The organism is Sphingobacterium sp. G1-14, assembly GCF_002196555.1.
GTDB lineage: Bacteria > Bacteroidota > Bacteroidia > Sphingobacteriales > Sphingobacteriaceae > Sphingobacterium > Sphingobacterium siyangense.
The window spans coordinates 3,320,237-3,345,689 of sequence record NZ_CP021381.1 but is presented as its reverse complement, the minus strand read 5'-3'; the positions used below and the strand labels follow the sequence as shown (position 1 = coordinate 3,345,689).

Annotated in this window: 24 protein-coding genes; 11 read left to right on the top strand and 13 right to left on the bottom strand. The window is 39.6% G+C overall.

The window, feature by feature from the left end; translation table 11 throughout:
• Positions 1–39: 39 nt before the first annotated feature.
• The 4 genes from CBM24_RS14135 to CBM24_RS14120 all read right to left on the bottom strand — a co-directional run bounded on the left by CBM24_RS14135 (position 40) and on the right by CBM24_RS14120 (position 5,907).
• Positions 40–1,134, bottom strand: coding sequence for an AI-2E family transporter (locus CBM24_RS14135; RefSeq protein ID WP_075992785.1), 1,095 nt, complete (start codon positions 1,132–1,134; stop codon positions 40–42).
• Positions 1,135–1,382: 248 nt separating this feature from the next.
• Positions 1,383–1,580, bottom strand: coding sequence for a hypothetical protein (locus CBM24_RS14130; RefSeq protein ID WP_088161708.1), 198 nt, complete (start codon positions 1,578–1,580; stop codon positions 1,383–1,385).
• 79 nt (positions 1,581–1,659) lie between these two features.
• On the bottom strand, positions 1,660–4,698 hold the full coding sequence (locus CBM24_RS14125) for an AAA family ATPase (protein ID WP_088161707.1): 3,039 nt from the start codon (positions 4,696–4,698) through the stop codon (positions 1,660–1,662).
• A gap of 3 nt (positions 4,699–4,701) precedes the next feature.
• On the bottom strand, positions 4,702–5,907 hold the full coding sequence (locus CBM24_RS14120) for an exonuclease SbcCD subunit D (protein WP_088161706.1): 1,206 nt from the start codon (positions 5,905–5,907) through the stop codon (positions 4,702–4,704).
• Between the two features lie 246 nt (positions 5,908–6,153).
• Here CBM24_RS14120 and CBM24_RS14115 point away from each other — a divergent pair, with 246 nt between their 5' ends.
• On the top strand, positions 6,154–6,852 hold the full coding sequence (locus CBM24_RS14115) for a prolyl oligopeptidase family serine peptidase (RefSeq protein WP_088161705.1): 699 nt from the start codon (positions 6,154–6,156) through the stop codon (positions 6,850–6,852).
• Positions 6,853–6,942: 90 nt separating this feature from the next.
• Here CBM24_RS14115 and CBM24_RS14110 read toward each other — a convergent pair whose 3' ends face one another.
• Both CBM24_RS14110 and CBM24_RS14105 read right to left on the bottom strand, forming a co-directional pair.
• A complete protein-coding gene (locus tag CBM24_RS14110) occupies positions 6,943–7,704 on the bottom strand; it encodes a murein L,D-transpeptidase catalytic domain family protein (protein WP_232475537.1) in 762 nt (253 codons plus the stop codon).
• Positions 7,705–7,786: 82 nt separating this feature from the next.
• The gene (locus CBM24_RS14105) at positions 7,787–8,806 is read right to left on the bottom strand and encodes a L,D-transpeptidase (protein WP_088161704.1); all 1,020 of its coding nucleotides are present in this window, start codon (positions 8,804–8,806) and stop codon (positions 7,787–7,789) included.
• 250 nt (positions 8,807–9,056) lie between these two features.
• On the opposite strand from CBM24_RS14105, the gene CBM24_RS14100 reads away from it, so the two are divergent.
• Together CBM24_RS14100 and CBM24_RS14095 are read left to right on the top strand one after the other, a co-directional pair.
• Complete coding sequence (locus CBM24_RS14100) at positions 9,057–9,470, top strand: NUDIX hydrolase (protein ID WP_088161703.1); 414 nt, start codon at positions 9,057–9,059, stop codon at positions 9,468–9,470.
• A gap of 70 nt (positions 9,471–9,540) precedes the next feature.
• Positions 9,541–10,923, top strand: a complete 1,383-nt coding sequence (locus CBM24_RS14095; RefSeq protein WP_088161702.1) for an OmpA family protein — start codon at positions 9,541–9,543, stop codon at positions 10,921–10,923.
• A 94-nt stretch (positions 10,924–11,017) separates the two neighbouring features.
• Here CBM24_RS14095 and CBM24_RS14090 read toward each other — a convergent pair whose 3' ends face one another.
• On the bottom strand, positions 11,018–12,070 hold the full coding sequence (locus tag CBM24_RS14090; protein ID WP_088161701.1) for an outer membrane beta-barrel protein: 1,053 nt from the start codon (positions 12,068–12,070) through the stop codon (positions 11,018–11,020).
• Positions 12,071–12,348: 278 nt separating this feature from the next.
• Here CBM24_RS14090 and CBM24_RS14085 point away from each other — a divergent pair, with 278 nt between their 5' ends.
• Positions 12,349–13,653: an ammonium transporter gene (locus CBM24_RS14085; protein WP_075992776.1), complete on the top strand. Its 1,305-nt coding sequence runs from the start codon at positions 12,349–12,351 to the stop codon at positions 13,651–13,653.
• Between the two features lie 153 nt (positions 13,654–13,806).
• Entirely contained in the window at positions 13,807–14,112 is a 306-nt protein-coding gene (locus CBM24_RS14080; RefSeq protein ID WP_088163568.1) for a hypothetical protein, read from the top strand.
• Here the strand turns inward: CBM24_RS14080 and CBM24_RS14075 are convergent.
• Positions 14,109–14,639: a lipocalin family protein gene (locus tag CBM24_RS14075; RefSeq protein ID WP_088163567.1), complete on the bottom strand. Its 531-nt coding sequence runs from the start codon at positions 14,637–14,639 to the stop codon at positions 14,109–14,111. The genes CBM24_RS14080 and CBM24_RS14075 overlap by 4 nt on opposite strands.
• A gap of 131 nt (positions 14,640–14,770) precedes the next feature.
• On the opposite strand from CBM24_RS14075, the gene CBM24_RS14070 reads away from it, so the two are divergent.
• The 3 genes from CBM24_RS14070 (at position 14,771) to CBM24_RS14060 (ending at position 18,067) form a co-directional block, all read left to right on the top strand.
• Positions 14,771–15,205, top strand: a complete 435-nt coding sequence (locus CBM24_RS14070; RefSeq protein WP_232475536.1) for a DUF4268 domain-containing protein — start codon at positions 14,771–14,773, stop codon at positions 15,203–15,205.
• Between the two features lie 125 nt (positions 15,206–15,330).
• Complete coding sequence (locus tag CBM24_RS14065) at positions 15,331–16,125, top strand: S1/P1 nuclease (RefSeq protein WP_198385908.1); 795 nt, start codon at positions 15,331–15,333, stop codon at positions 16,123–16,125.
• A gap of 151 nt (positions 16,126–16,276) precedes the next feature.
• Complete coding sequence (locus CBM24_RS14060) at positions 16,277–18,067, top strand: ABC transporter ATP-binding protein (RefSeq protein ID WP_088161700.1); 1,791 nt, start codon at positions 16,277–16,279, stop codon at positions 18,065–18,067.
• 8 nt (positions 18,068–18,075) lie between these two features.
• Here the strand turns inward: CBM24_RS14060 and CBM24_RS14055 are convergent, their stop codons facing one another.
• On the bottom strand, positions 18,076–19,014 hold the full coding sequence (locus tag CBM24_RS14055) for a multidrug resistance efflux transporter family protein (protein ID WP_088161699.1): 939 nt from the start codon (positions 19,012–19,014) through the stop codon (positions 18,076–18,078).
• Positions 19,015–19,175: 161 nt separating this feature from the next.
• Between CBM24_RS14055 and fabV the strand changes: the two genes are divergently transcribed.
• Positions 19,176–20,378 carry an enoyl-ACP reductase FabV gene (fabV, locus tag CBM24_RS14050; protein ID WP_088161698.1) on the top strand — a complete coding sequence of 401 codons (1,203 nt, stop codon included), beginning with the start codon at positions 19,176–19,178 and terminating at the stop codon, positions 20,376–20,378.
• Positions 20,379–20,477: 99 nt separating this feature from the next.
• On the opposite strand, the gene CBM24_RS14045 is transcribed toward fabV, so the two are convergent.
• Together CBM24_RS14045 and CBM24_RS14040 are read right to left on the bottom strand one after the other, a co-directional pair.
• Positions 20,478–21,665, bottom strand: coding sequence for an MFS transporter (locus CBM24_RS14045; RefSeq protein WP_088161697.1), 1,188 nt, complete (start codon positions 21,663–21,665; stop codon positions 20,478–20,480).
• A gap of 53 nt (positions 21,666–21,718) precedes the next feature.
• Positions 21,719–21,970 carry a hypothetical protein gene (locus CBM24_RS14040; RefSeq protein ID WP_088161696.1) on the bottom strand — a complete coding sequence of 84 codons (252 nt, stop codon included), beginning with the start codon at positions 21,968–21,970 and terminating at the stop codon, positions 21,719–21,721.
• A 175-nt stretch (positions 21,971–22,145) separates the two neighbouring features.
• Here CBM24_RS14040 and CBM24_RS14035 point away from each other — a divergent pair, with 175 nt between their 5' ends.
• Positions 22,146–22,556, top strand: coding sequence for an OsmC family protein (locus CBM24_RS14035; RefSeq protein WP_088161695.1), 411 nt, complete (start codon positions 22,146–22,148; stop codon positions 22,554–22,556).
• Between the two features lie 113 nt (positions 22,557–22,669).
• Complete coding sequence (locus CBM24_RS14030; protein WP_088161694.1) at positions 22,670–23,107, top strand: FKBP-type peptidyl-prolyl cis-trans isomerase; 438 nt, start codon at positions 22,670–22,672, stop codon at positions 23,105–23,107.
• Between the two features lie 68 nt (positions 23,108–23,175).
• Here the strand turns inward: CBM24_RS14030 and CBM24_RS14025 are convergent, their stop codons facing one another.
• Both CBM24_RS14025 and CBM24_RS14020 read right to left on the bottom strand, forming a co-directional pair.
• Complete coding sequence (locus tag CBM24_RS14025) at positions 23,176–24,348, bottom strand: tetratricopeptide repeat protein (RefSeq protein WP_075992766.1); 1,173 nt, start codon at positions 24,346–24,348, stop codon at positions 23,176–23,178.
• A gap of 2 nt (positions 24,349–24,350) precedes the next feature.
• A complete protein-coding gene (locus CBM24_RS14020) occupies positions 24,351–25,451 on the bottom strand; it encodes a tetratricopeptide repeat protein (protein WP_070568880.1) in 1,101 nt (366 codons plus the stop codon).
• Positions 25,452–25,453 lie beyond the last annotated feature (2 nt).

The following is a 25,453-nucleotide window of genomic DNA, read 5'->3' as shown; positions in this document are numbered from 1 at the left end:
GCATTTGTGATCAAATCAACTTAACCTATTGAAGTGCCCTTATTCTATAATGTCAGGGCTGTCATGAGTAGACTTTGTGTCTGTCAATGAGGTAGATTGAATGATTTCAGGCGTACTTCGTCCAAATTCAATACTGTAGACTTTCAGGAGTACGCTAACGCAGGATAAAATGAGCGGACCGAAGATCAATCCCAGCATACCAAATAGATTTAATCCTAACAATACACCGAACACGGTTATTAGTGGATGTACATCGCCCAACTTTTTCAATATGGTAAACCGAAGTACATTATCAATACTCCCGATGATAATGATCCCGTATAAGGCAAGACCTATTGCATTTCCGGACTGCCCATTCGCAAGTAGAAAAAGCGCTGCCGGTAGATAGACCACCATCGTTCCCAAAATAGGAATTATGGTGGAAACAGCGGTGAGTATCCCTAGAAAGATAGGGCTTTCCAAGCCAAAGAACCAATAGCCAAGACCGGCTACAATACCTTGGCACATGGCCAAAATCGGGATACCGATTGCATTGGATTTTACCATCATGTCAAACTCTTTCCACAATTCGGCTTTACTGGCCTTGGTGAAAGGGATCGCTTGATAGATAGTTTGTTCTAATTTTTTGCTGCTAACCAACATGAAATACAAAACAAACAGAGCAACCAATATATTGACACCCACTTCTGCAACGGAATTCAGAATATTGGGTATGAATTTAGCTGCTTTTTGAAGCGCTCCCATTAAGGCAGTATCTGAAAGATCAATATTGCTTAAATAAGGGCTGTCTTTAAAGTAGGTTTTGATCGAGTCAAACTTGTGCATCAGATCGTCTTTGTTGCTAATGACTTCTGTTACCTGAGGTACCATGTAGTTGATTAACAGATAGAGTGGTCCTACCAAGAATATGATGGTCAATAATATCAATAAAATACTGGCGAAAGATTTATTCCATTTTTTTTCTTCAGTCAACTTAAAGTTGATTTTTCTAAAAAGAACATATAAGGTAACTGCCCCCAGAAAACCGGGTAGGTAGTAAAATAAGCTTGTAAAGATCAATATACATATCGCCAGAATGATGACGATTAGCATGATTTGATTGATGGAATTATTGTTGATTTGTTTGTACTTCATATAGCTGACAAATATACTGTCTATCGATTGTTATTTATCGTATGACAATATTTTTTTAGAAAAGTTTTATCTTGTTAAATTAAACTTCCTTTTTTATAATTTCAATGATTTTTTGAATTTCTTTTTTTGTCCCCGGAGCAGTTTGGATGAGGTGGCTACATGAGAATGGCAATGACGCTATTTTGCATCCGGCAACTCCAAACCAATTGTTCACTTTTGGATAGAAAGATAAGCCTTTTTATTCGAATTTAGTTTTGATTCTGCGGCATTAAAACCTCCCTCAAGATCGTTAGGATATCGTATTGTTTGACAAAAAGCATGGATTGTGTTGTCCTTAATGGACTGGAATCTTTAGCTGAAAAGGTCGTGTTGACTACTGCTTTGGTCGCTTTATGAAAAAAAGGATGAGACCCTTTTCCTTTTTTGTTGTTTGAAAATAAGCCCATAATCTTTTGTTTTTGTTGGTTATAGCGATCAGGCTTGTTCAGCGGGACCGCTATAACTAATATACAAAATAAAACGGAATTAATTGATAAAAATTTGGCTACCTTGTTCTTCGTCCTTTTCTATCGAAAGGGACACTGGAATACGTTCTTTGAGTTCTTCAACATGTGAAATAATGCCGACGATCCGGTTTTCCTTATGTAAATCCAATAGCGTTTCGAAAACAATATTAACAGAAGTGATATCTTGTGTTCCAAAACCTTCATCGATAAAAAAGAAGTTTTTGGCCGCACGTGAATTTGACTGTACACTTTCTGCCAAAGCCAAAGCCAAACTTAGGGATACCTGAAATGCCTGTCCACCGGATAGTGTTTTTACGCTGCGACTTTTTCCTTCATTCAAATAATCTATAATTTCAAATTCATTGTTGTCGTTCAGCTGTAAGCTAAGCTGATTTCGGGTCATGCGATGGAAACGAATATTCGCATGATCACACAGCTGTCGTAGGTAAATCGAAGAAACATATTGTACAAAGCCCGCACCTTTAAAGAGATTAAAAAGTTGCTTCAAATTGTCATGGCGTAAGTTTAGTTTTACCTGTTGTTGCAGGAGATTTTCCTTTTTTGCATAGGCGATTTTTAGCTGATCGCGCTCCTGCTGAAGTCGGGCAACAGCTTCAGTGCTCGCTTTCAATTGTTGGGCGCTCTCATCCAAGATTTTTTCTTGTGCAAGAAATTCGTTCTCGTCATATACCTGGTCGACGAGTTTCTTTTCCAACTGACTGATCTGTGCCTTCGCAGTTTCAAACTGGATTTGAAACTGTTCAAGCTCTTGTCGGATCTGTATGACAGACAAATTCTCGGCAAGAATTTGCCGAATCTCTGCCAAAGTTTCAAAGGGTGAAGCCACAAGTAGCTGCTGGATTGTAGCATCGGTTTCTTGACTTTCACGACGGATATCTGCAAGCTGTTCAACAATCGTCTGTACCAAGCTGTATTGTGCTGCAAATTGACTGTTTAACTCATTTAATCGTTCGCTTAAAGTAATGTAATCGTGCTCAATATCCAGATTTGATCTTTTCAGTGCAATATATTCCTTTTCAACTGCTTCGGATTCCCGCATCTCATAATCAGACCAGCGCAGCGCTTTCAGGTTCCCCATATTTTGATTAATCTGGGCCTGTTTGCTTGCTTCATCACGTTCAAACTGATGCAGTGCTTTATTGTATTTCTCCAGCTTTTCCTCAACGGAAGCGAGTGTAGCCTGGTGCTCACCAAGCTGTTGCTCCACTGTTGTTATCTGTGTTTCGATCCGGGCAAGTTCCTGCTTATTTGATGTGTAGCTGGATTCATCCGTAGCGCTATAACCGATCCATGTAAATTGCTGAGCATGCACAATTTTGTTATTGGCATTCAGCTGAATTTTCGTGTTTAGATCTTGTTGCTGATCATTTAATGACTGCAAGCGCAGCTGGAGTTTTTCGACTTGGAATTGTTGCTCCTGTTGATGCTTAAGACTTTCATTTGCCTCGGCAATCAATTTTTCATTGGCGGCAACTTCCTGGGAAATATCCTGTCCTTGGTTGATAGCAGGATGTTCCAATGCTCCACATAGTGGACATGGGGATCCTGCTTTAAGGTTTTCTGCATATTGGGTCAACCTTTGCTGCAGGAGAAGATGTGATTTTTCATCTTGGAGAGACTGAAGTTTTTGCTCGACGGCACTGGCTACAAGGAGGTGATTTGATCGGAATTTTTCGAGGTCCGGATGAATGGCCTGGAGTTCCTGCTTCAGCACAGCTATACTTGTTTCTAAATCAATGGCCTGCTTGTTTAGATCGTCTTCCTGTTGTTGGATGCCCTGCTGTTTGGTGTACCACTGGCCCAGCTCCATGAGTTCATGGGCAGAAGGCTTTGATTGCTTTAGACTAGCGATCTGAATTTCTGTCTCTTGGATTTTGGCTTTAAAATGTCGTTGTTGCGCTCTTGTTTCCTCCACAAAATTGCGCCCCTTCTGTGCCCGATCCTGTAAACTCTTAATTTCATTTGAAAACGTAATCAATTGGCTTATCAATTCAAGATCCAGTTCCTGGACACGACGTTGCGGCAGCAGTTCGTATTGTGATTTCAACAGATTGAGATTTGAGGAATGCTCCTGCATCAGCTGCTGAATTTCGGCCTGTCTCTTTTTTTCGGTTTCTACTCTTTTATGTGCAATTAGGCCTTCTTGTGCTAATTTTTCCTTGGATTTAAGAATATGTAGAAAGTTGGTTTGCGCTTCCTCAAAGCGGTTTAACTTTAATCGTAAGGTCTCTTTTTCACCTTTTTGTTCTAGCAATTGCTGAAAGAGCGCCTTCACCGTACGAAGCTCTAGGACATCCTCTTTAAGTTTTTTGAGCCTTAAGAACTTTTCATGATGCGACTTGTACGACGATTCAATCGCGACAAAGGACTCGACTGCTAGTTGGAGATTTGTTTCGGTCGTTTCTATCTGTTCGCTTGTAACCTCGTCAAAACCTATTAATTGACCGTTGAGGTGATCCAGTTCGGACTGATTTTTTTTATAAAGGTTGGAAACTTTATCCTGCAGGTCAAATCGATGCAGTTGAAAAATCTCTTTCATCATATCTGTCCGTTCCTTGGCGCCAAGTTCTATAAACTCTTTGAACTGCCCTTGGGGAATGATGATTGTTCTTTTAAAGTTCTCATAGCTTAATCCAATGATATGCTGTGTATTGCTGCTTTCCAGTGGAACCCATTCTTCATTTATTTTTTCGTAGAGTACAACCGTGGGGGATTTTACATCATCGAAATTTTTGGAATTGCGTTTAAATTCGCGGGTAATTCTAAATGTACGGTCTTCGAAATTGACAAAATCAAGCTCGATATAAGATCGATTGGACTTGAGATTCATCATGTTATAAGCGCGTTTATCCCGTGCATTCAGGCGTTCCGTTTCTCCAAATAAGGCGTAGGTAATCGCTTCCAATATCGATGATTTACCGGAGCCTACAGCACCGAAGATACCAAAAAGCCCCGCTTGAGAAAGCGCCGTAAAATCGATCGTCTGACGTTCTTGATAGGAGTATATCCCCTCTAGAGTTAGCTTTAATGGAATCATGGATTAAGAGTTTAGGATTTCGCGAAAAAGATCAAGGATGTCATCATTGGGCGCCTGATTGCCATTCTTGGATTTGAAATAATCGTTGAATAAGGTCGACATGTCTTGTGTAAGATTGATTTCTTTGTTATCTAGAAGCGCTTGCTCCTCTTGTTTAACGAGCGGAATGAGATAGATTATTCCCGAATGGCTCTGATAGATTCGCTTGCGGTCCTCGGCTTTTAAGAAGGTTTCTGATTTTAGCGTGAGCTCCACCAAAGCATCGGGGTTTTCAGACAACCAGGATATGCACAGTTCAATATCGTCGAACGATTTTCGGATCAGTGGTTTGCCCTGAGTTAGTGGAATGGGCTCAACACTTGCTTGCTCGCCGGCCGATACATTGACCAGCGCAACGTATTTTACTTGCCCAGCCTCCGAAAAACTATAACATAGAGGCGAAGATGCATAAACCACCGGTTTTTCGGCAGAACCGATATTTTTATACCCGTGGAGATGCCCTAATGCGGTGTATTGGACCTGTGGTGGGATGGCCTCTGAATAGATTAAGTCTGCATTGCCAATTTTGACCGGTTTTTCGCCGTCAGGCTCCTCTAAAAGTGCGCTGCCCAATTTATTCATGTAAAGATGTGCCGTCAATATATTCACGCCTTTATCATCGCAATAGGTATTGGCTATTTTTTGCCAATTTGCTGCTAAGACCTCATTTAATTTACTTTCTTTCTCTTCGCCTAGATATTGTTTTAAGCGTATTTCGTTAGCATAGGCTGTATGAAGAATACGAATCGGGTAGTCAAATTGCGGTAAGCTCAATTCAATGAAGCCCGTATCTGACTGTAACACGGTGAAACCATCTGTTGCGAAAGGGGTAACCACAGCATGCGGATGCCCGATTAGGATGATGCCCGACGCTCGTGCCAAAGGATCGGGCGCGTCAATCAAATGGGGGGAATCGTGATTGCCCGCGATTGCTATTACTGGGCGTATACCATTCTTGGTAAGACGCTTGATTGTTCGGTAGAATAGCTCGATGGCTTCCACACCGGGATTGAAGGCATCGAACAGATCTCCTGCGATGATCACGAGATCCACGTTTTCCCGGTCTGCGATATCAACGATTTCATCCATGACCAGTACTTGTTCATCTATCCGGGAGAAACTGTCCAATCGTTTTCCTAAATGCCAATCGGCGGTATGCAATATTTTCATGTGAGAGCTTGGATATTTTGCGCAATGTTACAAACTAAGATAAATTTGGCATGAAATGCAATTATAATTGGATGGAATCTTTCAAATGATCAGTTTGGGCCAATATGGGATGAAGTCTTTGCTTTGTGCTAAAGTGTAATGCTGTCGCAGTTGAAATGTTAAAACATGTTAAATGCGTGCCATAAAAGTCATTTAATTGTATTTTTAGTGCTCCAAAATTAAGCTAGGTAGTCATAGACAAGAAATATGCGAAAAGTTTACCTGTATATCTGTTTTTTCTTTATGCTGTTGATGCGCGTAAACGCGCAGGAAATACACGCTATAAAAGGAGAAACTGCTTATCCTTTTTTATTGAAAGATGCCGCACCGGATTCTTTGGAGTCTGAAAAACAGCCTGTATTTGTGTTTTTGCATGGAAGAAGTTTGTCCGGGACAAATTTAGATCGTGTAAAGCGTTATGGTGTATTGTATGCCATCAACAAAGGGCAGGAGGTGCCTGGGATAATTGTTGCGCCACAGTCCCGGGGAGGATGGGATCCGGACAAAGTAATCGAAATTATTGACTATGTTATTGAACATTATAATGCTGACCCCGACCGTATTTACGTTTGCGGCATGAGTATGGGGGGCTATGGTACCATGGATGTGGCTGGTAAATATCCCGAAAGGGTGGCTGCTGCAGTAGCAATATGTGGCGGCGGATCGAGTCAGTATGCATCTAACCTGACGCAGGTGCCGATATGGCTTCATCATGGTACCGCTGATCGTGCCGTGCCAATTTCGGAATCCAGAAAAATTATGAATGCGATCAAAAGAGAAGATCCGGATGCAAATGTGAGCTTAAATGTGATAAAAGGGGGGACGCATGGAAGTGTGGAGCGATTGTTCCATGATGATGCAATTTACAATTGGATGTTGAAATTTAAGAAAAAGCATAAATCTTAGAATCGTGTTGGTCCGGTAGCGGTGTATCGAAAGACAATTTATAAATAAAAAAAGCCTGATGAAGTATTTCCATCAGGCTTTTTTTATTTATTAGCCTTCGTGATCAAATGCAGGCGGTCTTTTTTGAAATTGCGCCATCAATATATTGGGTTGATGGATCAAGTGTGTCTTTGTGAGATACTCGGAGTTGTCGGCATAAATAAACAACAACGTTCCATCTTTGATGGTGTTAATGATAGGGCCTGCAAATTCCCTTGGTACTGCGGGGCAGCCGTAGCTTTTACCGAGTCTGCCTAAGTTTGCTATTGTTCCTGTGCTACAGTAATCGGCGCCATGCATCACAACATATCTTGCTTTTGCATTGTCATTTATACCTTCTTCAAGACCATTTAATACCAAGGAGTAACCATTCTCGCCGTTGTACGTGTTTTCTGTTGTGAAGAACCCTAAAGAACTTTTAAGTGACTCCTGTTGATTTGAAAAATTGACAGCATAGTTTTCTCCGCTATTTTTTCCATGCGCAACCAGTGTGTTGAAAAGTACTCTTTTGTGCGCAAGGTCGAGTACCACAAGCCTTTTTTCCGTTGATGCCAATGAAAAGTCAATGACGGTCATGATGTCCTTGTTGTGGATCGGAAGTTCTTTTCTGCCTTCCATTGCTTGACGAAACGCTTCGTATTTTAATACTTTGCCTAGATTCATTTCATCATACAACGAGTCAACTTCGGTGCGTTGACGTTCGACATTGATACGATGAGTGCTGGTGGTTTGTTGATCTGTTGTTTTTAATTCTTCTTGTGAAGACAATGCTGTATTGAGTGCCATCAAAAGAAACATAAACGTATTTCCCATTCTTCTCCCTTTTCTGTGTAGATGTTTACAAAATTAATTATTAAAGTTAATACATATTTGATTTACAGAATGTTAAATATTGTTAATCAATAACAACGACCAGTGAAGCGAGGTCTTTTGACCGTTTATAGACAAATTGAGCGTGAGATGACGCATTTCTGACGCACATATGCGACTTGGGTGTTGTGCCTAGGCTCTCACTATATTCGATAATGCTGCCATTGGGATTGTTGACTGGAACTCCATGTATATAGGCCCCGGCGGTAAATCGGGTGGCATAAGGTGCGAAACCGGCGTAAGTTTTGGTACCGTCTTCATAATAAAACATCTTGGATTTGTGTTCCTGCACAACAAAGAGGCCTGTTGGAGTTTCCTGGGCATGGGGAGGTTTGTGCCGACCACTCGTCACAGGATTCATGCTTCGGACAAGCCATTCGTTTCCGACTTTTTCCAAGGTGCAGATATTTTGGTTTTTTACATCGACGACATTGATGATCTTGAACTGCACAGTGTCGCTAATAATACGCAGATACCTTTTGGGAACTGTATATTTTCCTTCGAATGAAATACCTTCAATCGGAATTCGAGCTATGCTGTCGGGGCCTTGTATGCGGACGAGCCAGCCGTCCCGACCGTAACGAACAGCTTTGGCGCTGTTAAGATCGTAGAGTGGTGCCGCTTGATAGCGTTCGACGTTGAAACTGTCGGATACGCGTTTATAAGAGTCCCGTTTATAGTCCTGTATTGTTGGGGCTTCGCCTTTTTCATTTTGATAATTCTGTAGAACCCCATACAGCGATGGCGTCTGTTGAAAATTTTCGATAAAGGCCAGGCGTTCTTTGATCTTTTCCCATTGAAAACTGCGTGTGGTGTCTTTGTAAGGATAGCTGTCTTCCAGGGTGTATTTGTTGTAAAGCAGCTCTTTTTTTAAGATAATATCCTCAGCGGTAAGTATTTTTTTCTGCTCAACCTGCTCTTTAGGGGGAGTAGGTTTTTGCTGCTCAGTTTGCTGATTGGTTTTTGCTGTGTTTTTCTTGTCCTGCTGGCATCCCGGCAATAGAAACAATATGCTTAGTATTAAACAGGTTAATCTTCGATTCATATATGGAAGTATAGATTATCGTTTTATACCTTAAACTTAGATAATTAGTTTATTATTTGCAATTTTATTGCAGTTGAAGGAAATAGATTTGCTGTTAAACCTTACTATTCGTTTTGTGAACTGTAACAGATTTTCAATGATAAGGCGTTTATTGCGGTAAAATTTTATTTTAAAGAGCTGTCTTGAATGCGGGGGAGATATTTCTTCGATGATGGATAAAAAGTTAGTTTTGTGATATGAAATAAATGATATGGACAAAATTGTTATTTGCTCGGCGGTGATGCTTGCTCCGGAAGGAGATTTGCTAATGGTTCGTAAAAAAGGGTCTAGCTATTTTCAGCTACCTGGGGGGAAGGTAGGGCCGGAAGAAAGCCGTGAGCAGACCTTAATTCGTGAACTGAAAGAGGAGCTTCGGTATGATGTGAGCAGCATGGAAATAAGCTTTATTGGTAGTCACAGTACACAGGCTGTAAATGAGGTAAATACGGTGGTCGAGGGCTATATCTATTTAATCAAACTGGCAGAGCGTCATGCATTTGAGGCTTATGAAGAACTGGAAGAAGTGCTGTGGATCAGTAGAGCTGATTGGCAAAGTTACCAATGGGCCCATCTGGCATCCGAGTTTGTTCTTCCAAAATGGCTTTCGGGTGATTTTGATCGTTAAATCGTGTAGGGTAAACAAATTAAACCTTTGTTTGTTAGAGTTTTATATAAACTATAAATAAACAAAGATTATGGAAAATCAGCTTTTAAAAGGGGCGAAGGACTTTTTTGACGAAGAGGCGGTCGCTCAGATAGGGCAAGTTTTAAATCAGGATAAAGAAGGGGTAAAGCAGGGTTTGAATGTAACAATTCCCGCCTTGTTTTTAGGTTTAAGCCAACATTCCGATTCCGGTAGTGGGATTTCGGCGATACTTGAAAGGGCTAAGCAGCACTTTGCGAATTTTGATTTCCGCGAGCTTCTCGGTAGTGTAACCAAAGCAGATGAGCCCGCAGCGGATCCTGCTGTGAAAGGCGAGAATGCTCAGGGTTTATTGGGATCAATATTTGGTGGCGGTCTGGATACTGTTTTGAGTACTGTTGCCGGTTATTTGGGGTATGATGGCAGTTCTATTGGGAAATTAATGAATTTTTCTTTGCCCGCGATATTCTCCAGTCTAACAAATAAGGGCCAAAATTGGGATTTTGATCGTATCGGTCATGTTTTGGAGGAAAATAAAACCGCTTTTGCTGCTGCTGTTCCAGCTGGGTTAGGCTTAGGCGCCTTTGGGAAGCTTTTTGATGGTGCACATTTTTCTGCGCCGGAAGAATCCGCGACTGAACATGCAATTCCTGCTGATGTTGTCAAGGAGGTCGATAGGCATAAGTCAAGCTCTATTAATCCGGCAAATGAACTGGAAGCACATAAAGAGCCCTTGTCATTGCCAAGAGCGGAAGATTCCAGGGCAGCAATCGCTGGAACTGGTTCTGGAAGCGGTTCCGGTGGCGGTTGGTGGAAGATTTTAATCGCCCTGGTCGTATTGGCTGCGCTTTGGTTTTTATTTGGAAAAGGCTGTAGTGGAAGCAAGCAAGACGGTGCTACCGACACCAGTGTAAACAATACAAAAGTAGAGTCAGATACTATGAAAACGGGTTCCAGTATGGTCGAGCGCGAGCAAACGGAGGTCATCCTACGAAACGGTGTCAAACTTGCTGCTTTTAAAGGCGGGATAGAGGATCACTTGGTCCAATTTTTAAAATCCGATTATAATTCGATGGGTGAAGATTCCCTGAAAAATACCTGGTTTGATTTCGATAACCTGAATTTCAAAACAGGTACAGCCGAGGTACTGCCTGAAAGTCAAGTGCAACTAAGTAATCTTGCAGCGATATTAAAGGCTTTTCCTGCAGCTAATATTAAGATCGGTGGCTCTACCGACAAAACGGGCAATGAGGATTTTAATAAAAAGTTATCGCTCGAGCGGGCAACGGTTGTAAAGGATTACCTGAGTAAAGAGCAGCTTTCCAAACAGGTGATAGGTGCAGAGGGGTACGGCTCACAGTTTGCCAAGTATATGGCAGATGCGCCAGAATCTGATCGTATTATGGATCGGCATGTTTCGATAAGTGTTCGATAATTGCTTTGTGCAGCATAGCTAGACCGCTGTGAAAATAAAAAAGAGCAGATTCCACTGGAACCTGCTCTTTCCTTTTAGATGTAATGCATGTTGTTTAGAAACTGTAGACACAGGCCAACAGAAATTGTCCTGCAGATTTGGTTGGGCTTAGATCGTTTTTGATGAATCGTTCGGTATTTCCTTTGTCAATTCTGATTTCGGGAATAAATTTGAATCCATGGTAATTATATTCTGCTGTCAAAGTGGTTGCTAGGATATTGGAACTAGGGATTCCATTTTCTTCCTCTTTATGCGTTTGGAAAAACTCTTCGCGTAATCCTAGGCCAAAATGTTCTGAAAAATGAATTCTTGGGTAAAGTGCTACTCCAGAGTAACCCCCACCATCTCTCTTTTTATAATTTGTAGCATTTAAACCAAGGAAAAATTTGGAGGTGAAATCATAATTAGCAACGAGATCGATCAAGGTTCCAGAACTGTAATTGGTTTTACCGCCAGCAGAGGATCCTGTCAGGAAATTGAGATAAAAGCTGCTTTTATCATTGGGGGTATAGGCTAGTTGGGAGCCGACATGGGAAACTCCGTTCATATCTTGATAGACATTCCAGTCGTTAAATAGTCCGACCATTAAAGCCACTTTATCTGAGAAACTATACGTAGCTTTTAAACCAGCGTCTTGAAATGGGCCGGCGCCGAATAAATAAGAAGTTGAATAATGGAAGTTGTAGGTTGGTGATATTACTTCAAAACCCACAAATGTTCCCATGAATCCTGCAGTAAGATTGAGTTTCTCGGTTAGATCATAGCCTACATATAGATTTTGGATATGAAAACTGTTTTTGTCGTCGCCAGCCTGGCCGTCGCCATTCATAATGGATCGATATTGCCCTCTGGGGCCAAAAGATAATTCTCCGACAAATGATGCCTTTTTAAACTTCTTTTTTACAGCCAAATCCACCATCCCAATAGAGACGGAGTTGTTGTCTTCGGTAAAGTAGGTGTTGATGTTAGGTTTGTTTTGAAAATCATATTTCCAATAAGTATCCACTGATCCGGATATTTCTATCCCTTTTTCTTTGGTTTCTTCTTGTGCTGTGGTTATTTTTATTAGAAATACTGATAAAAAGATGGTTGTTAGAAGTTTTTTCATGTTTTTTTGGTTTAAGTTTGATTTTTTAAGGCTTAATTCTTTTGTTTTGTCTGTTTTGTGTTGGTTTTTGTTTAAAAATTAATTGGTAATTATGGTTTTTGTGTTTGTTTTTGTGAAATTATGTAAAAAAAATCATAAAAAATAAAATAGCATAGTATTTTTTTAACAAAAAGACTTTATATTTGAAAAAATTATAAGGGAAAGTAGGTTTTTGTTTTGTTCTTGTATTTTTTTAACAATTTTATTAATATATTGAAAACACTAATCAGTTTAAACAAATGAAAAAAATTATTCCACTCATTGTTCTAGTTCTTTTGGGAGTATTGGGACTTGTATTTCCGTCCATCGACTTGTCTGATTTAAACAAGGCAGAATTTGATACGGGAGATACGGCCTGGTTGTTAACTTCTTCTGCATTGGTGTTGATTATGACACCTGGACTTGCCTTTTTTTATGGCGGTATGGTTAGCAAGAAGAATGTAATTTCAACGATGATGCAAAGCTTTATATGTATGTGTTTAATGACAATCCTCTGGGTCATTGTTGGCTTCAGTTTGGCTTTCGGCGATGATATCGGTGGTATTGTCGGTGATCCGCGTACATTTTTTATGATGAAAGGTACATTAGGGAATGTTGCTTGGGGAGCGCTTCCCACTATACCTTTGGTTTTGTTTGCGATGTTTCAATTGAAGTTTGCGATTATCACACCAGCATTGATTACGGGGGCTTTTGCGGAACGTATTCGTTTTAATTCATTTATGCTATTCATTATTCTGTTCAGTATTTTTATTTATATGCCGTTGGCACATGCTACTTGGCACCCTGAAGGTATATTGGCAAAATTTGGTGTTCTTGATTTTGCCGGGGGTACAGTTGTGCACATGTCGGCAGGTTGGGCAGCATTGGCAGCAGCGATTTATTTAAAAGGACGCAAAATGCAAATTCATAATCCGGCGCGCATAAGCTACGTGATATTAGGTACAGCACTCTTGTGGTTTGGCTGGTTTGGATTTAATGCAGGTTCAGCTGGTGGAGCAAATTCTTTGGCAGCTTACGCTTTTGCGACAACGACTACAGCATCAGCAATGGCCGCCATGGCATGGATATTTGTTGATATCATACGTGGAAAGAAACCTTCAGCAATGGGAGCATGTATCGGTGCCGTTGTAGGTTTGGTTGCGATTACACCGGCAGCTGGTTTTGTCAGTATTCCACATGCGATGATCATTGGCTTGGTTGGCGCGTTGGTTAGTAATCTGGTTGTATATCTGAGAAGTAAAACAAGTATCGACGACACCTTGGATGTATTCCCTTGTCATGGGGTAGGTGGCATGGTTGGTATGGTACTTACCGGTGTGTTTGCCCATCATAACATTAATCCTGTTGTTGTGGACAATGGTTTATTTTTTGGCGAAACGAAGTTGTTTTTTGTCCATATGGTCGCACTATTTGCCGTGTCATTTTTTGCCTTCGTTGGTTCACTTGTGCTATTGAAGATCACCGATCTTATTGCTCCATTACGCGTCGAAGAGACAGATGAAGAGCTTGGTTTGGATGTTTCTCAACATGCAGAAGCATTGTAACCTAGTGTCGCAGCATAACGCATAGTTTATCCCAAACAATCTACTGCTTAGCGGTACATTGTTTGGGATATTTTTTGCATTTTTGTCCTGCCAGGAGGGGAATGTATGATACTATGTGCTATTTCCAGCAACTGTGCCTCTAAAAAGATTTTCATGACTACTGAAATTAAAGATACTTTGCGTTCTGATTTTGAAAAAATGATGCGTTATTCCCTACAGAAAAATGGTGATTTCGGTTTTAACCTGTTTGGCGAATATGCAGTATCTGTATTAAATTTTTATGTCGGGAGTTCAATTTTGCCGCTCAACGAAAAACGTGCGGGTGCCCTGTTCCTTGTAAATCTCTACAATGCAGGTATCAGAAATGCAATCACGCCGGAAGATATTGAGGAAATAGCTGATGTACTCACACAGGACAAGACGCTAAACTACCCGCTATTAGCTCCGATCTTCGACTAATGTTTGGTCCATACAAGATCGCCGGTTTCATAGCCACATTGCAGGGCATAGGTTAAAAATTCATTTCTGATTTTATCTGGAATCTCCGTCTCACGGCCCAAAATCCACATATAGTCTAGATTGTCGCCAAAAATGAGTGCGTATTTATAATCCGGCGTTATTTTTACAATATTATATCCACTGTAGAAAGGACCAAAGAACGATACTTTGAGTGCGCCTTCATTGGGACTGTTGACAAATTTGGCTTTTCCGATAGACTGTTTCCAGCGTTCTTTGTCTTCGGAGTACCCTTGGTTATTGACACGTATCGTACCATTTTTATTTTTGCTATATTCCGCGGAAACTTGACTTAAGCCTTTTTCCCAATAGAAGTCGAGTCTAGCTATTTCAAACCATTTTCCAAGATATTTATCCAAGTCAAAAGGATCCACGACGTCAGGTCGCGAGACGACAGGTTTAAAGGCGTTATAAGCCACAGCCCCAAGTGCTATGCCAGTTAATAGTAACAGTGATTTTTTCTTATCCATGTTCATCTTCGAATATGTTTATTGTTAAAACAACAATTTTGATACCAATAAGGTTTAGACATACCGAGCTATTTTACTAATTTTGTTGACTAAAATTTTTATCGGTGTATTCAAGGGAAGAGATAAAACAATTGAAACAATTATTCTGGACGAAGTTTGGCCAATTTATGGCTTTACATGCATCGGCAGATGGGGAGAAGGCAAATTGGATTAACTATAAGACAGGTATTAAGCATTTATACTTCAGAATGGATGCGGATAAGAAGCTGGCAACTATTGCGATACAGTGGTCCCAACCTGATGCTGGGCTCAGGGCATTAATGGCAGAACAATTTCTTCAGTTTAAAGTATTGTTGCAGGATCTTCTTGAAGAAGAGTGGATTTGGGACATGGACGGAATGGACGAATATGGAAAGCCGATTTGTCGGATCTATACAAGCTTAAACGGTTACAGTGTTTTTAAAGAGGATGACTGGGCCGAGCTCATTTCTTTTTTTAAGCCTCGAATAATTGCTTTGGATGAGTTTTGGTCTTCGGCTAAGTATACGTTCGATATTTTCAAATAATTAACATTCAGTATAGTAAGATGAGTTATTACAGGTCTGATTCCGCTTTTCAAATCCAGTTTGTGGGGGCGAACGGCGTTTTTCTAACAGGTAGGAGCTTCGTCATCATTTAAAACAACAATCTAATGAAAAAAATGATCAAGGGTTTGCTGGCAATGGCATTGTGTTTTCAGCTTTCTTCGGTATTTGCGTGGGGGACAACAGGGCATCGTGTCGTGGCTGAAATTGCGGAACGCCATTTGACTAAAAAAGCCAAAAAGAATATTGGAAAAATTATTGGACAGCAAAAGCTGGCCTATTGGGCCAACTGGGGGGATTTTATCAAATCAGATCCCAATCCTGAATTTAAAAAACTGGGAAATTCTCATTTTATAAATTTAAACTCAAATTTACCCTGGGCCGATTTTCAATTGGGTTTAGAAAATTCAGCTGATGAGAATCTGTATAAGACAGCGCTCCGTATTGAGAAATCCTTTGCAGATAAGACTATTCCAATGGATCAACAAAAGCAAAACCTGTATTTCTTGATCCATATTCTGGGCGATGCGCATCAACCCATGCATGTTAGCCGTGCCGAGGATCAAGGTGGTAATAAGATTGAAGTAAGCTGGTTTGGAAAAAAATCAAATATTCACCGTGTTTGGGATAGTGATTTGGTCGACAATGAGAAGTATAGTTATACCGAGTTTGCAACTGTTTTAGATGTGAATAACAAAAAAGAGAATGAACAGCTGGCGGCTGGAGAGCTCGCTAACTGGTTGTATGAATCAAATCAATTGGCTGAAAAGATTTACGCTGACATAGCTAATAATGCCAATTTATCGTACTCCTATGTTTATCAAAACAAGGATATTATGGAGCAATGTATGCTAAAAGGTGGCTTGAGGCTAGCTAAAGTATTAAACCGAATTTTTGGTTAATATTACGGCTACCATAAATTATTAAAAAGGCGTATCCTGAAACGATACGCCTTTTTTGTCGTAGTACGTTATTGCGATCACATTGATTTTATGCTTTCATTTAAACAATGTCCCTAGATTAGTTGTTTCCTCTGTATTAAAATCAATTTCAATGACTATCCCGCAATTATTTAAAAAAATTGTTCCCTTTGCCAAACCTTATCGTCAGTTGATTATTTATACCTTGCTATTAACGGTAGTGGGGTCTTTTGCTGCGCAAATAAACGCTTTTATTTTACGTTATACAGTCGATCGGATTAATGATCTGATGGTCGCCAAAGAACCCTTATCAAAAGGCATGTATCTAGTAGGCATGATCAGTATTATTTTGTTAATTAAAGAAATTGTCTACGCTTTTGTTCAGTTTGGTCAGAAATTTTACGGAGAGAAACTTCGAATTTATATCGCACGGGACTTCTCTCAATCCATTGTAAACCGCATTTTAACCTATAAGTTAGCCTTTTATACCTCAAGTGATAATGAGAGTGGAAAATTGGCTACCCGAATAGACGCCGGTATTAGCTCGTTGACACGTTTAGTCCAAAATTTCTTTATTGATATTCTGCCTTTGTTTGCAAATGCAATCATAGCATTAATCTGTATGTTCTATGCTAATGTATATGTAGGGCTGGTGGGAGTGGCTGTTATTCCTTTGTACCTTTATATTAGTCAGACTCAAGCCTCCAAGTTGACAGGCTTTAGGCGGCAGATGCGCAATTACAGGGAGTCGAAAAATAACCGGATCATTAGTTTGATCGATTCAATTTTAGTAATTAAATCATTCGTTCGGGAGCCAGAAGAAGCTAAACGTCATGAAAAGATCCAATTTGAAATGACGGAGAATCAAATGGAAACTCGAAAAACGAGTTTTCTTTATGATAGCATTAAAAATTTTGTCGAACAGATTGCTGTCGTCATTATCATCGTTTTAACTGCTTATCTTGTTCTCTCTGGCCAAATTACTATTGGTGCGATTATGTTTCATATCATGTTATTTAATAACGTTTCGGCGCCGATACGTCAGTTGCACCGTATTTATGATGAGGTAAACGATGCCCTGATCTATTCAGAATCTTTCTTCGAAATTTTGGAATCTGACGAGCATATTGAATCAAAGGGTGATTATAAGCCAGCACATATTCAAGGACATTTGGCGTTACGGAATGTATTTTTTGAATATCCAAATGGAACCGTTGCTTTAAAGGACGTGAATTTTGAGATCAAGCCGAATGAAATCACAGCTTTAGTGGGGCTGAGTGGGGCCGGGAAAAGCACGATTATCAACTTATTGGATAAATTTTATGAACCTAGCAGTGGCCAAATTTTTTTGGATGGGGTAGATCTGGCAAAGTATGATACAGCGTTTCTCCGTCGACATATCGGTATGGTATTGCAGCGTAATCATATTTTTAAAGGGACTATCTTTGAAAATATCGAGTATGGTAAGATGGGAAGTTCTAGGGAAGAAATTATTGAAGCAGCCAAGAAAGCCTATATTCATGAGCAGATTATGGATCTGCCCAAAGGTTACGATTCAGATGCGCAGTCACTATCAGGGGGCCAACAGCAGCGGATCGCCATAGCCCGTTTATTTTTAAAAAATCCACCGATTATTTTTCTCGACGAGCCTACGGCTAATTTGGACGCCATCGCGACCGAACAGATTAAAAATAGTTTGGATGCCATAAAGAAAGACCGTACAGTAATTATCGTTTCCCATAGTATCTCTCAGATCATCGATTCCAATGCCATTGTGGTTATGGAAAAGGGAATGGTGGTGGAGAAAGGGCAACATGAAGATCTATACGCACATAAAGGAACTTATTATGATATTTTCTCAGCAATGGCCAATAGTTTAAACCTGAGTAAAATAAGCCGAACATTACACGCAGATGAAAAGTGAGGGTATTATTAACTTGTGCGACTATGTAGAATCATGCCAATGACCACCATGACAATACCAATACAGGAATATACATTCGGAAGCGCCGCCTGCAGGATAAGAATTTCGCCAACCAACGTAAAAATGACTTCCATGGCCTGTGTTGCCTCTACAGCTGCCAATGCTTTATGGTCCTGATGAACGAAATCGGTAGCTGAGAAAAATAAAAGTGTGGCAATTACTCCCGAACAGATGGCTACTAAAAAGGTTTGGAAAAGTTGACTATCAGTAGGCAGACCATTATCTAAATAGCCAAATAGGCTCAGGATAATCCAAAATGGCATACTACAGAGTGTCATACCGAGTGTACGTTGAAAAGCATCCAATCTATTGTTCGATATTTTCATCATTTTACGGTTACCTAAGGGATAGGCAATAGCGCCGATCAACACTGGGATGGTTCCCAATAGCATTGTATTTAAGGAAGTTGACTGAGCTTCTGAAATTTGCATCAAAAGAATACCTAAAAAAATAAGGATGGAGAAGAGGAGTGAAGCTTTTGAAATGCTTTTTCGTTGCCCTTTTTTATCAAGTAGCGGACCAATAAACATGCCGGCTATAATGGTGAATTCGAAGGTGCTAGCTACGAGCCAAGATGGGCCATAATTTGCGCCATAGGTAAGTGTTGCATAGAATAGCCCGAATCCGATCGTACTCCAAAGAAGCCATTGCCAAAGGTTGGATTTGATTTCTTTGAGTAAATCGATGAGGTTTCCTCTTATGGCAACAATGATAAGTAAGATTGGAAGCATCCAAATAAAACGTAAAGACGCTGTCCATTGCCAACTTCCTCCGGAGACTGCCATAATTCGGTTTAGAACAAAGGTGCTGGCAAAAAATAATGCAGCTAGCGTTCCTAAAAAAAGTGCATTTTTTTTATTCTTTTTTATTGTAAATTGGATTGGCATAAATAAAAGGAGTGCGATGTATACTTAACTTTGTGAAAGTAAGCAAATGTCCGTTCAAATGGAAATGAAACAAAAACTAATTGATTTTTATCGCGATTTTCTCATTTAAAATTCCTTATTTTGCCTAATCAATAAAACAAGTAGTAAGAAAATTAATCAAGATGATTATACAACCAAGAACTAGAGGTTTTATTTGTTTAACCTCGCATCCACAAGGGGCTGCGCAAAACATTAAAAATCAAATTGAATACGTGAAATCCAAAGGTGAGATCGCGAATGGTCCAAAGAAAGTATTGGTAATCGGTGCTTCTACTGGATTTGGTATTGCATCTCGGATTTCTGCAGCATTTGGTTCTGGAGCTGCTACAATCGGTGTATTTTTTGAAAAACCTGCGGCAGAAGGCAAGCCAGGAACTGCTGGATGGTACAATTCGGCAGCTTTTGAGAAAGAAGCCCATGAGGCGGGATTATATGCCAAAAGTATCAATGGCGATGCGTTTTCGGACGAAGTGAAAAAACAGACTATTGAACTTATTAAAAAGGATCTAGGACAGGTTGATTTAGTGGTTTATAGTTTGGCATCACCACGTCGTACGCATCCAAAAACTGGCGTAGCACACGCTTCTGTTTTGAAACCGATACAAGAGCCTTTTACCAACAAAACGGTAGATTTTCATACGGGTGTAATTTCAGACATTACCATTCAGCCAGTTGAAAATGAAGAAGATATTGCGAATACTGTAGCTGTTATGGGTGGAGAAGACTGGAAGTTTTGGATCGAAGATCTTAAAGCTGCTGGTGTGTTAGCTGAAGGAGCAAAAACAGTTGCCTATTCTTACATAGGTCCTGAACTTACTTATCCAATTTACCGTAATGGTACGATTGGTCGTGCAAAGGATGATTTAGAAGGAACAGTGCCTGCAATAAACGCGATTTTGAGCGATATTAATGGTGTATCCTATGTATCGGTGAATAAAGCCTTGGTTACGCAATCAAGTTCAGCTATTCCAGTTGTTCCTTTATACATTTCTTTATTGTATAAAGTCATGAAGGAAAAAGGTATTCACGAAGGTACAATTGAACAAATGCAACGTTTGTTTGCTGAGCGACTTTATACCGCTGACGGAAAGGTATTGCTTGATGACAAAGGTCGTATCCGTGTTGATGACTTAGAAATGCGTGAAGATGTTCAGGCTGAAGTTGCAGCATTATGGGAGAAAGCAACAACCGAAAATTTAGCCGAAATTTCAGACATTGAAGGTTACCGTAACGAGTTTTTCAATTTGTTCGGTTTCAATTTCGACGGTATCGATTACAACGCTGATACCAATGAAGTTGTTGGTGTACCTAGTATTGAAGGTTAATTTTAACGGATATACCTACAAAAAGAGCGGATAATGTTTAAACATTATCCGCTCTTTTTGTAGGTATATCTTTGATGCTATGTTTATATGTTTGGGAGACTATGGTGTCAGCTCCCGCCGCTTTTGATAGAGTAGGTTGCCAACAACGGCAAAACCAATAGAGACCATAATGGTACTAAATGGGTATATCGCTGTCATACCCATATTATTGGCCACAAAGCCAACTAAAGGGCCTGTGATACCTAGTGAAATGTCTATAAATAGTCCGTAAGCAGCCAGAGCAGAGCCTTGTTGACTTTGATCTACCCGCTTAATGGCTTCGACACCAAGCGCTGGAAATACCAGTGAGAAGCCAAAACCCGTTAATGCTGCGCCCAATAGAGTCCATAATGGATCAATAGCCACGGCGATAACCATGAGACCTAATGCTTCAACGAAAAGACTTACTAAAGCAACTTTAAGTCCGCCATATTGGTCAATAACCTTATTGAAAATAAGCCGTGTTAAAATGAAGAATACGCCAAATATAGTTAAGCAAGCTGCGCCATTTTGCCAATTGAAATGTTCATAGTAAAGCGTCATAAAAGTGGAGATACTGCCAAAGCCTAGACCTCCTAAAGCAAGACAGATTCCAAAAGGTGCTACTAAAAGCAATACGCGTTTAAAACTCACTTTTTCAGCCTTTTTTCGTGCCACTTGGTAGGGTGTTTTAGCGCGACAATAAAAATAACCAAGGAGGCCAACTGCACTGGTCAGTAGAGCCAAAGCTTCGTAATTGATATGATCCACCATCAAAACACCTAAGGGGGCACCAATAGCCAATGCACCATAGCTGGCTATTCCGTTGAAAGAAATCGCTTTTGCGGCATGTTCATCGCCGAGTTCCATTAATGCCCAATTTATTGGGCTCGCGCCCACCAGCCCCTCTCCAATTCCAGTAAACAAGCGGGTAATAAGCAGAAGCCCTAAACTGATAAAAGGCTGTGATTTAAATAAGAAAACAAGGAGCAGAAGAAGTCCAGATAATGCAAAAAATAACATGCTGCGCAAAACTGAAATCTTGGGGCCCTTGGTGTCCACAATTTTTCCTGCATAACCGCGGAGTAAGAATGTAGCAACATACTGAACACTAATGACCAATCCCGCAATAATTGTATTAAATCCTAAAGTCTGGTGAATAAAGATGGGAAGGGTTGCAAGCGATAGGCCGATTGTGAAATAACCAAGGAAAGTTAAAGAGACATAGCCTAAAATCTTTTGATTGACCTCCCGAAGAGAAATTGTCATTATAAAAAATTTTAGGCGAAATTACGTCTTTATGCTTGTTTTTAGAAATAAAATCAATAAACAACTGTCTCTTTAATATCACAATTTTTCTCGAGCCATTCTTGATCAAATTGTTTTGGTGAAATTCTTTTGCCTTGATAGATATAGTAAACTTTTTCAGATTCACCCTTTACTGGAGGGCCGGGGATTTTATTGACAATCTTCTCTTCAGGACAGTCTTGTATTAAAGCCTGTTCTTTGACTTGACGAGTTTTACATGAAGTGAACGCAATTACAAAAATAAAAAGGTACAATAGTTTATTCATGAGTTTAGTTTTAATACAGCTGTTAACGTAGGCACTGTCTAAAATGCGACATCAATTTATTCAATAGTGTACAACTTTTTGATCGACTCTTTGTTCTATAAAAGATACCTGAAAAGTTAGAAACGCGACAGGAGAAATTGACATAGGAAAAATTAAATAATTGATCGTAGAAAACATGAGAAGAAAAGCAACAGCCCAATGGAATGGCAATCTGAAAGAAGGAAAAGGTAGTCTGACTACAGACAGTACAGCGTTGGATCATACGCAATATTCATTTTCGACACGTTTTGAAAATGGTATTGGGACAAATCCCGAAGAATTATTGGCAGCAGCGCACGCTGGATGTTTCACCATGCAATTGAGCGCTTATCTTTCTGAGTCTGGTTTTGTTCCCGAGGAATTAACGACAGTGTCAACAATTGTATTCGAAAACGGTTCAATTGTGCGATCTGAACTGGAGCTGAAAGGAAAGGTCCCAACGATTACAGAAGCTGAGTTTCAAACAATAGCGCATAAAGCAAAGGAAAACTGTCCTGTGAGTAAGGCGTTCAGTTTCGAGAAAACCTTAGATGCAAAGCTAGGCTGATAAAGGTACAGTATTGAACAAAAACCCGGTCTTTTTTCGTAAAAAGGAGAAAAAGCTGTTATTTTGAGAATATCATAAATAATTAGCAATATTGAATTTTAATCAATTGAGTTTTGGTTCAGAGAAAGAAAAATAAGTTAAGTTCAGCAGCGCTTGCGGAAAAGAATCTGGAGGCTGGAAAGGTCTTTTTGGAAAAGTATGCACAACAAGATGGAGCTGTTGTATGTGCCTCGGGTTTGCACTATAAGGTATTAACAAAGGGGGCGGGGCAGATTCCCAAAAAGTCCGCGAAAGTTATCTGTCATTATAAAGGCGAGCTTTTAGACGGAACCGTATTCGATAGTTCGTATAAGCGGAAGCGTCCCGAAACGTTTTATATCAATGAACTCATAGTCGGTTGGCAAGAAGCAATTTCAATGATGCCTGTTGGGTCAATCTGGGAAGTGTGTCTTCCACCAAAGCTGGCTTATGGAAAGGAAGAATTGTTACCTCGAAAAGGAGGGGAATGTACGTTGATATTTCAGATTGAGTTGATTGCCATTTTAGCTTAACACAAAAAAGACTTTCATAAAAAAGCCCGCATCTTATTATGCGGGCTTTTTTATGAAAGTTTATTTTTTTATTCTACTTCTTTGATCTTAGCATTGATTTCGGCAGTTTTAGCTTCGTCTTGCATAAAAATATAGTAGTTCTTTAAATTCGTTAAAGCATCTACATTTTTGGGCTGCAAAGAAACTGCTTTCTCTAAGTACGGAAGCACTGGCTTTAATTCTGCTTTAATCTTATTTAATTCTGCATCATATTGGGCCTGCGTCAATTTTCTGTTATTATTAACAACATTTAATTTTTCACGTGTTTTGTTCATCAACGTGATCGCCAAATTTGTATTTGCTTCAAAAAAGTTAGGGTCGATCTCCAAAGCCTTTTTGTATGCTGCAACTGCTGCATCCTCATTTTTTGCTGAAGATTGGGCAATACCTAAGTAATAATTTAAGCTTTTATTGTTTGGATCTTTTGCTAATTGTGCTGTAATGGCATCAATTGTTTCTTTTTCGTGACCTGTAATCAAATTCAATTCGATGTTTTGAGTCATTGCTGCATTGTCATCTGGATAAGCTTCAGCTGCTTTTTTTGCATATTCAAGTGCTGAAGTCGTATCTTGCATAGAGAGGTACAATTTAGGTAAATCGACCATAATCGTTTTATGCGAAGAGAAATCTTTTCTTGGAATTAGTTCTTTATAACGTTCCACAGCATTCTTATAATCTTTGTTTGATAGTGCTGCAACGCCACTGTAATAAGTAACTAATGTATCTCCAGGAAGATATGTCAATGCTTTTGTAAAGGAGCTATAAGACTCAGCATATTTTTGTGCTTGATAGGCTTCTGCACCCAAATTGAAATTATATTGTCCCAGAATTTGTTCTGCAACAGTAATATTCGCTTTATTTGCACCGTCTGTATCGAGCTGTTTTGCTCTAGCAATTCCGTCCTCAGCCAATTTCGCTAATTCAGATGACTTATCTATTGTTGATAGGTTTGCATTTACCAATGCGTATACCGTCCATGCCTCAGCATTATCTTTTGTTTTGTCATTGACAACAGCTGCGTCAATAGCTTCTTTTGCCGATTTCAAATTGGAGATACCCAATTGAACTGTACCAGCGTCTTTCAATTCTTGGAATTTCGCCAGGGCTGACTTCGCCTTTTTAACATTACCCGTCTGCGCAAAAGAAACTGAGGTAGATACAGTACCTATTGCTGCTAATAATAATAGAGATTTTAAATTCATATCTATTTAACTGTTAATTGATTCAATAATAAATTCACTCTGTCTAATTGTGATGCGTCATCAATAAGCTTATAATATTTAGCCAAAGCTTTAAGCGCATTGACATCATAAGGCTTAATCTCATTTGCCTTCAACAGATACTCGATGGTCAACTCTTGTATATCTTGGTTGGAAGGTTCCTTTAATAAAGTCTCCAGATTAATTAGTCCTAATGCAAGATTAGATTCATAATTATTCGGATCCAACCGCAATACATTATTATAATACTCTTTCGCTCGTTTTATATCATTGGCGTTTTCATAAGAATAGCCCGCAATATAGTTCAGTTCGACATTTTCAGGTTCTAAACGAATGGCATCAGCAATGACATTTAAGATAGCGTCATAAGAATTATTGGCTGAATACACATCAATTAATCTAAAAAGTATCTGTTTATTTTCAGGAAATATAGCATGTCCTTTTTCAAGAACGTTCAAGACATCCTGTTTAGTACCTCCGAGCGAATAAATCTGTGCCAATTCAAGAAAGTAATTAGGTTTGGGATGTTCACTTTTAATGAGTTCGTCATAATATTTGATCGAATTCATATAATCTTTATTCTTGCCGGAGAGTACGGCCAGATTATATTTGAGATCATTATTTTTGAAGCCAAGTGAATCTATTCGAAGGTAAGCTTTATACGCTTTGTCAAACTTGCCATCTTTTAAAGCCAAAGCTCCCTGATAAGAGATGGCTCCAGCAAGATTTTGACGAATATAGTCCATCTCTGCAGGAAAGTTTCGACGTGCTTTTTTTTGATCCAGAAGCTTAAGTGATTTGATGGATACGTCGATAGGATCCATTTTATATGGCTGCTTCCTTGTTGAATCTGCAACTGCCAAGGAGCTATATACCAATGCTCTTAAAAGATTATTGTTGACAGAAGCTGAATCTTTCTTCGATTGGAAGGCGGCGTCTGCAAACTTTCGCGCATTTTCAAGATTTTTAAATTCGCCAGTTTTGGTATATAAAGCAAAACTGTTGCTGCCCTCTTTCAGATTGGATTGGGCAACAACAGTTAAACTACTTGCAGATATTAACAATGATATCAGTAAGTTTTTCATTA

What these genes read in the sequence shown, in the direction of transcription:
- CBM24_RS14080 (WP_088163568.1), top strand. Translation starts at nt 13,807, where the DNA reads ATGACTACTGAAATTAAAGATACTTTGCGTTCTGATTTTGAAAAAATG.
- CBM24_RS14075 (WP_088163567.1), bottom strand. Translation starts at nt 14,639, where the DNA reads ATGGATAAGAAAAAATCACTGTTACTATTAACTGGCATAGCACTTGGG.
- CBM24_RS14055 (WP_088161699.1), bottom strand. Translation starts at nt 19,014, where the DNA reads ATGCCAATCCAATTTACAATAAAAAAGAATAAAAAAAATGCACTTTTT.
- CBM24_RS14045 (WP_088161697.1), bottom strand. Translation starts at nt 21,665, where the DNA reads ATGACAATTTCTCTTCGGGAGGTCAATCAAAAGATTTTAGGCTATGTC.
- CBM24_RS14025 (WP_075992766.1), bottom strand. Translation starts at nt 24,348, where the DNA reads ATGAATTTAAAATCTCTATTATTATTAGCAGCAATAGGTACTGTATCT.
- CBM24_RS14135 (WP_075992785.1), bottom strand. Translation starts at nt 1,134, where the DNA reads ATGAAGTACAAACAAATCAACAATAATTCCATCAATCAAATCATGCTA.
- CBM24_RS14115 (WP_088161705.1), top strand. Translation starts at nt 6,154, where the DNA reads ATGCGAAAAGTTTACCTGTATATCTGTTTTTTCTTTATGCTGTTGATG.
- CBM24_RS14120 (WP_088161706.1), bottom strand. Translation starts at nt 5,907, where the DNA reads ATGAAAATATTGCATACCGCCGATTGGCATTTAGGAAAACGATTGGAC.
- CBM24_RS14110 (WP_232475537.1), bottom strand. Translation starts at nt 7,704, where the DNA reads ATGGGAAATACGTTTATGTTTCTTTTGATGGCACTCAATACAGCATTG.
- CBM24_RS14060 (WP_088161700.1), top strand. Translation starts at nt 16,277, where the DNA reads ATGACTATCCCGCAATTATTTAAAAAAATTGTTCCCTTTGCCAAACCT.
- CBM24_RS14095 (WP_088161702.1), top strand. Translation starts at nt 9,541, where the DNA reads ATGGAAAATCAGCTTTTAAAAGGGGCGAAGGACTTTTTTGACGAAGAG.
- CBM24_RS14065 (WP_198385908.1), top strand. Translation starts at nt 15,331, where the DNA reads ATGAAAAAAATGATCAAGGGTTTGCTGGCAATGGCATTGTGTTTTCAG.
- CBM24_RS14125 (WP_088161707.1), bottom strand. Translation starts at nt 4,698, where the DNA reads ATGATTCCATTAAAGCTAACTCTAGAGGGGATATACTCCTATCAAGAA.
- CBM24_RS14040 (WP_088161696.1), bottom strand. Translation starts at nt 21,970, where the DNA reads ATGAATAAACTATTGTACCTTTTTATTTTTGTAATTGCGTTCACTTCA.
- CBM24_RS14090 (WP_088161701.1), bottom strand. Translation starts at nt 12,070, where the DNA reads ATGAAAAAACTTCTAACAACCATCTTTTTATCAGTATTTCTAATAAAA.
- CBM24_RS14085 (WP_075992776.1), top strand. Translation starts at nt 12,349, where the DNA reads ATGAAAAAAATTATTCCACTCATTGTTCTAGTTCTTTTGGGAGTATTG.
- CBM24_RS14020 (WP_070568880.1), bottom strand. Translation starts at nt 25,451, where the DNA reads ATGAAAAACTTACTGATATCATTGTTAATATCTGCAAGTAGTTTAACT.
- fabV (WP_088161698.1), top strand. Translation starts at nt 19,176, where the DNA reads ATGATTATACAACCAAGAACTAGAGGTTTTATTTGTTTAACCTCGCAT.
- CBM24_RS14130 (WP_088161708.1), bottom strand. Translation starts at nt 1,580, where the DNA reads ATGGGCTTATTTTCAAACAACAAAAAAGGAAAAGGGTCTCATCCTTTT.
- CBM24_RS14105 (WP_088161704.1), bottom strand. Translation starts at nt 8,806, where the DNA reads ATGAATCGAAGATTAACCTGTTTAATACTAAGCATATTGTTTCTATTG.
- CBM24_RS14035 (WP_088161695.1), top strand. Translation starts at nt 22,146, where the DNA reads ATGAGAAGAAAAGCAACAGCCCAATGGAATGGCAATCTGAAAGAAGGA.
- CBM24_RS14100 (WP_088161703.1), top strand. Translation starts at nt 9,057, where the DNA reads ATGGACAAAATTGTTATTTGCTCGGCGGTGATGCTTGCTCCGGAAGGA.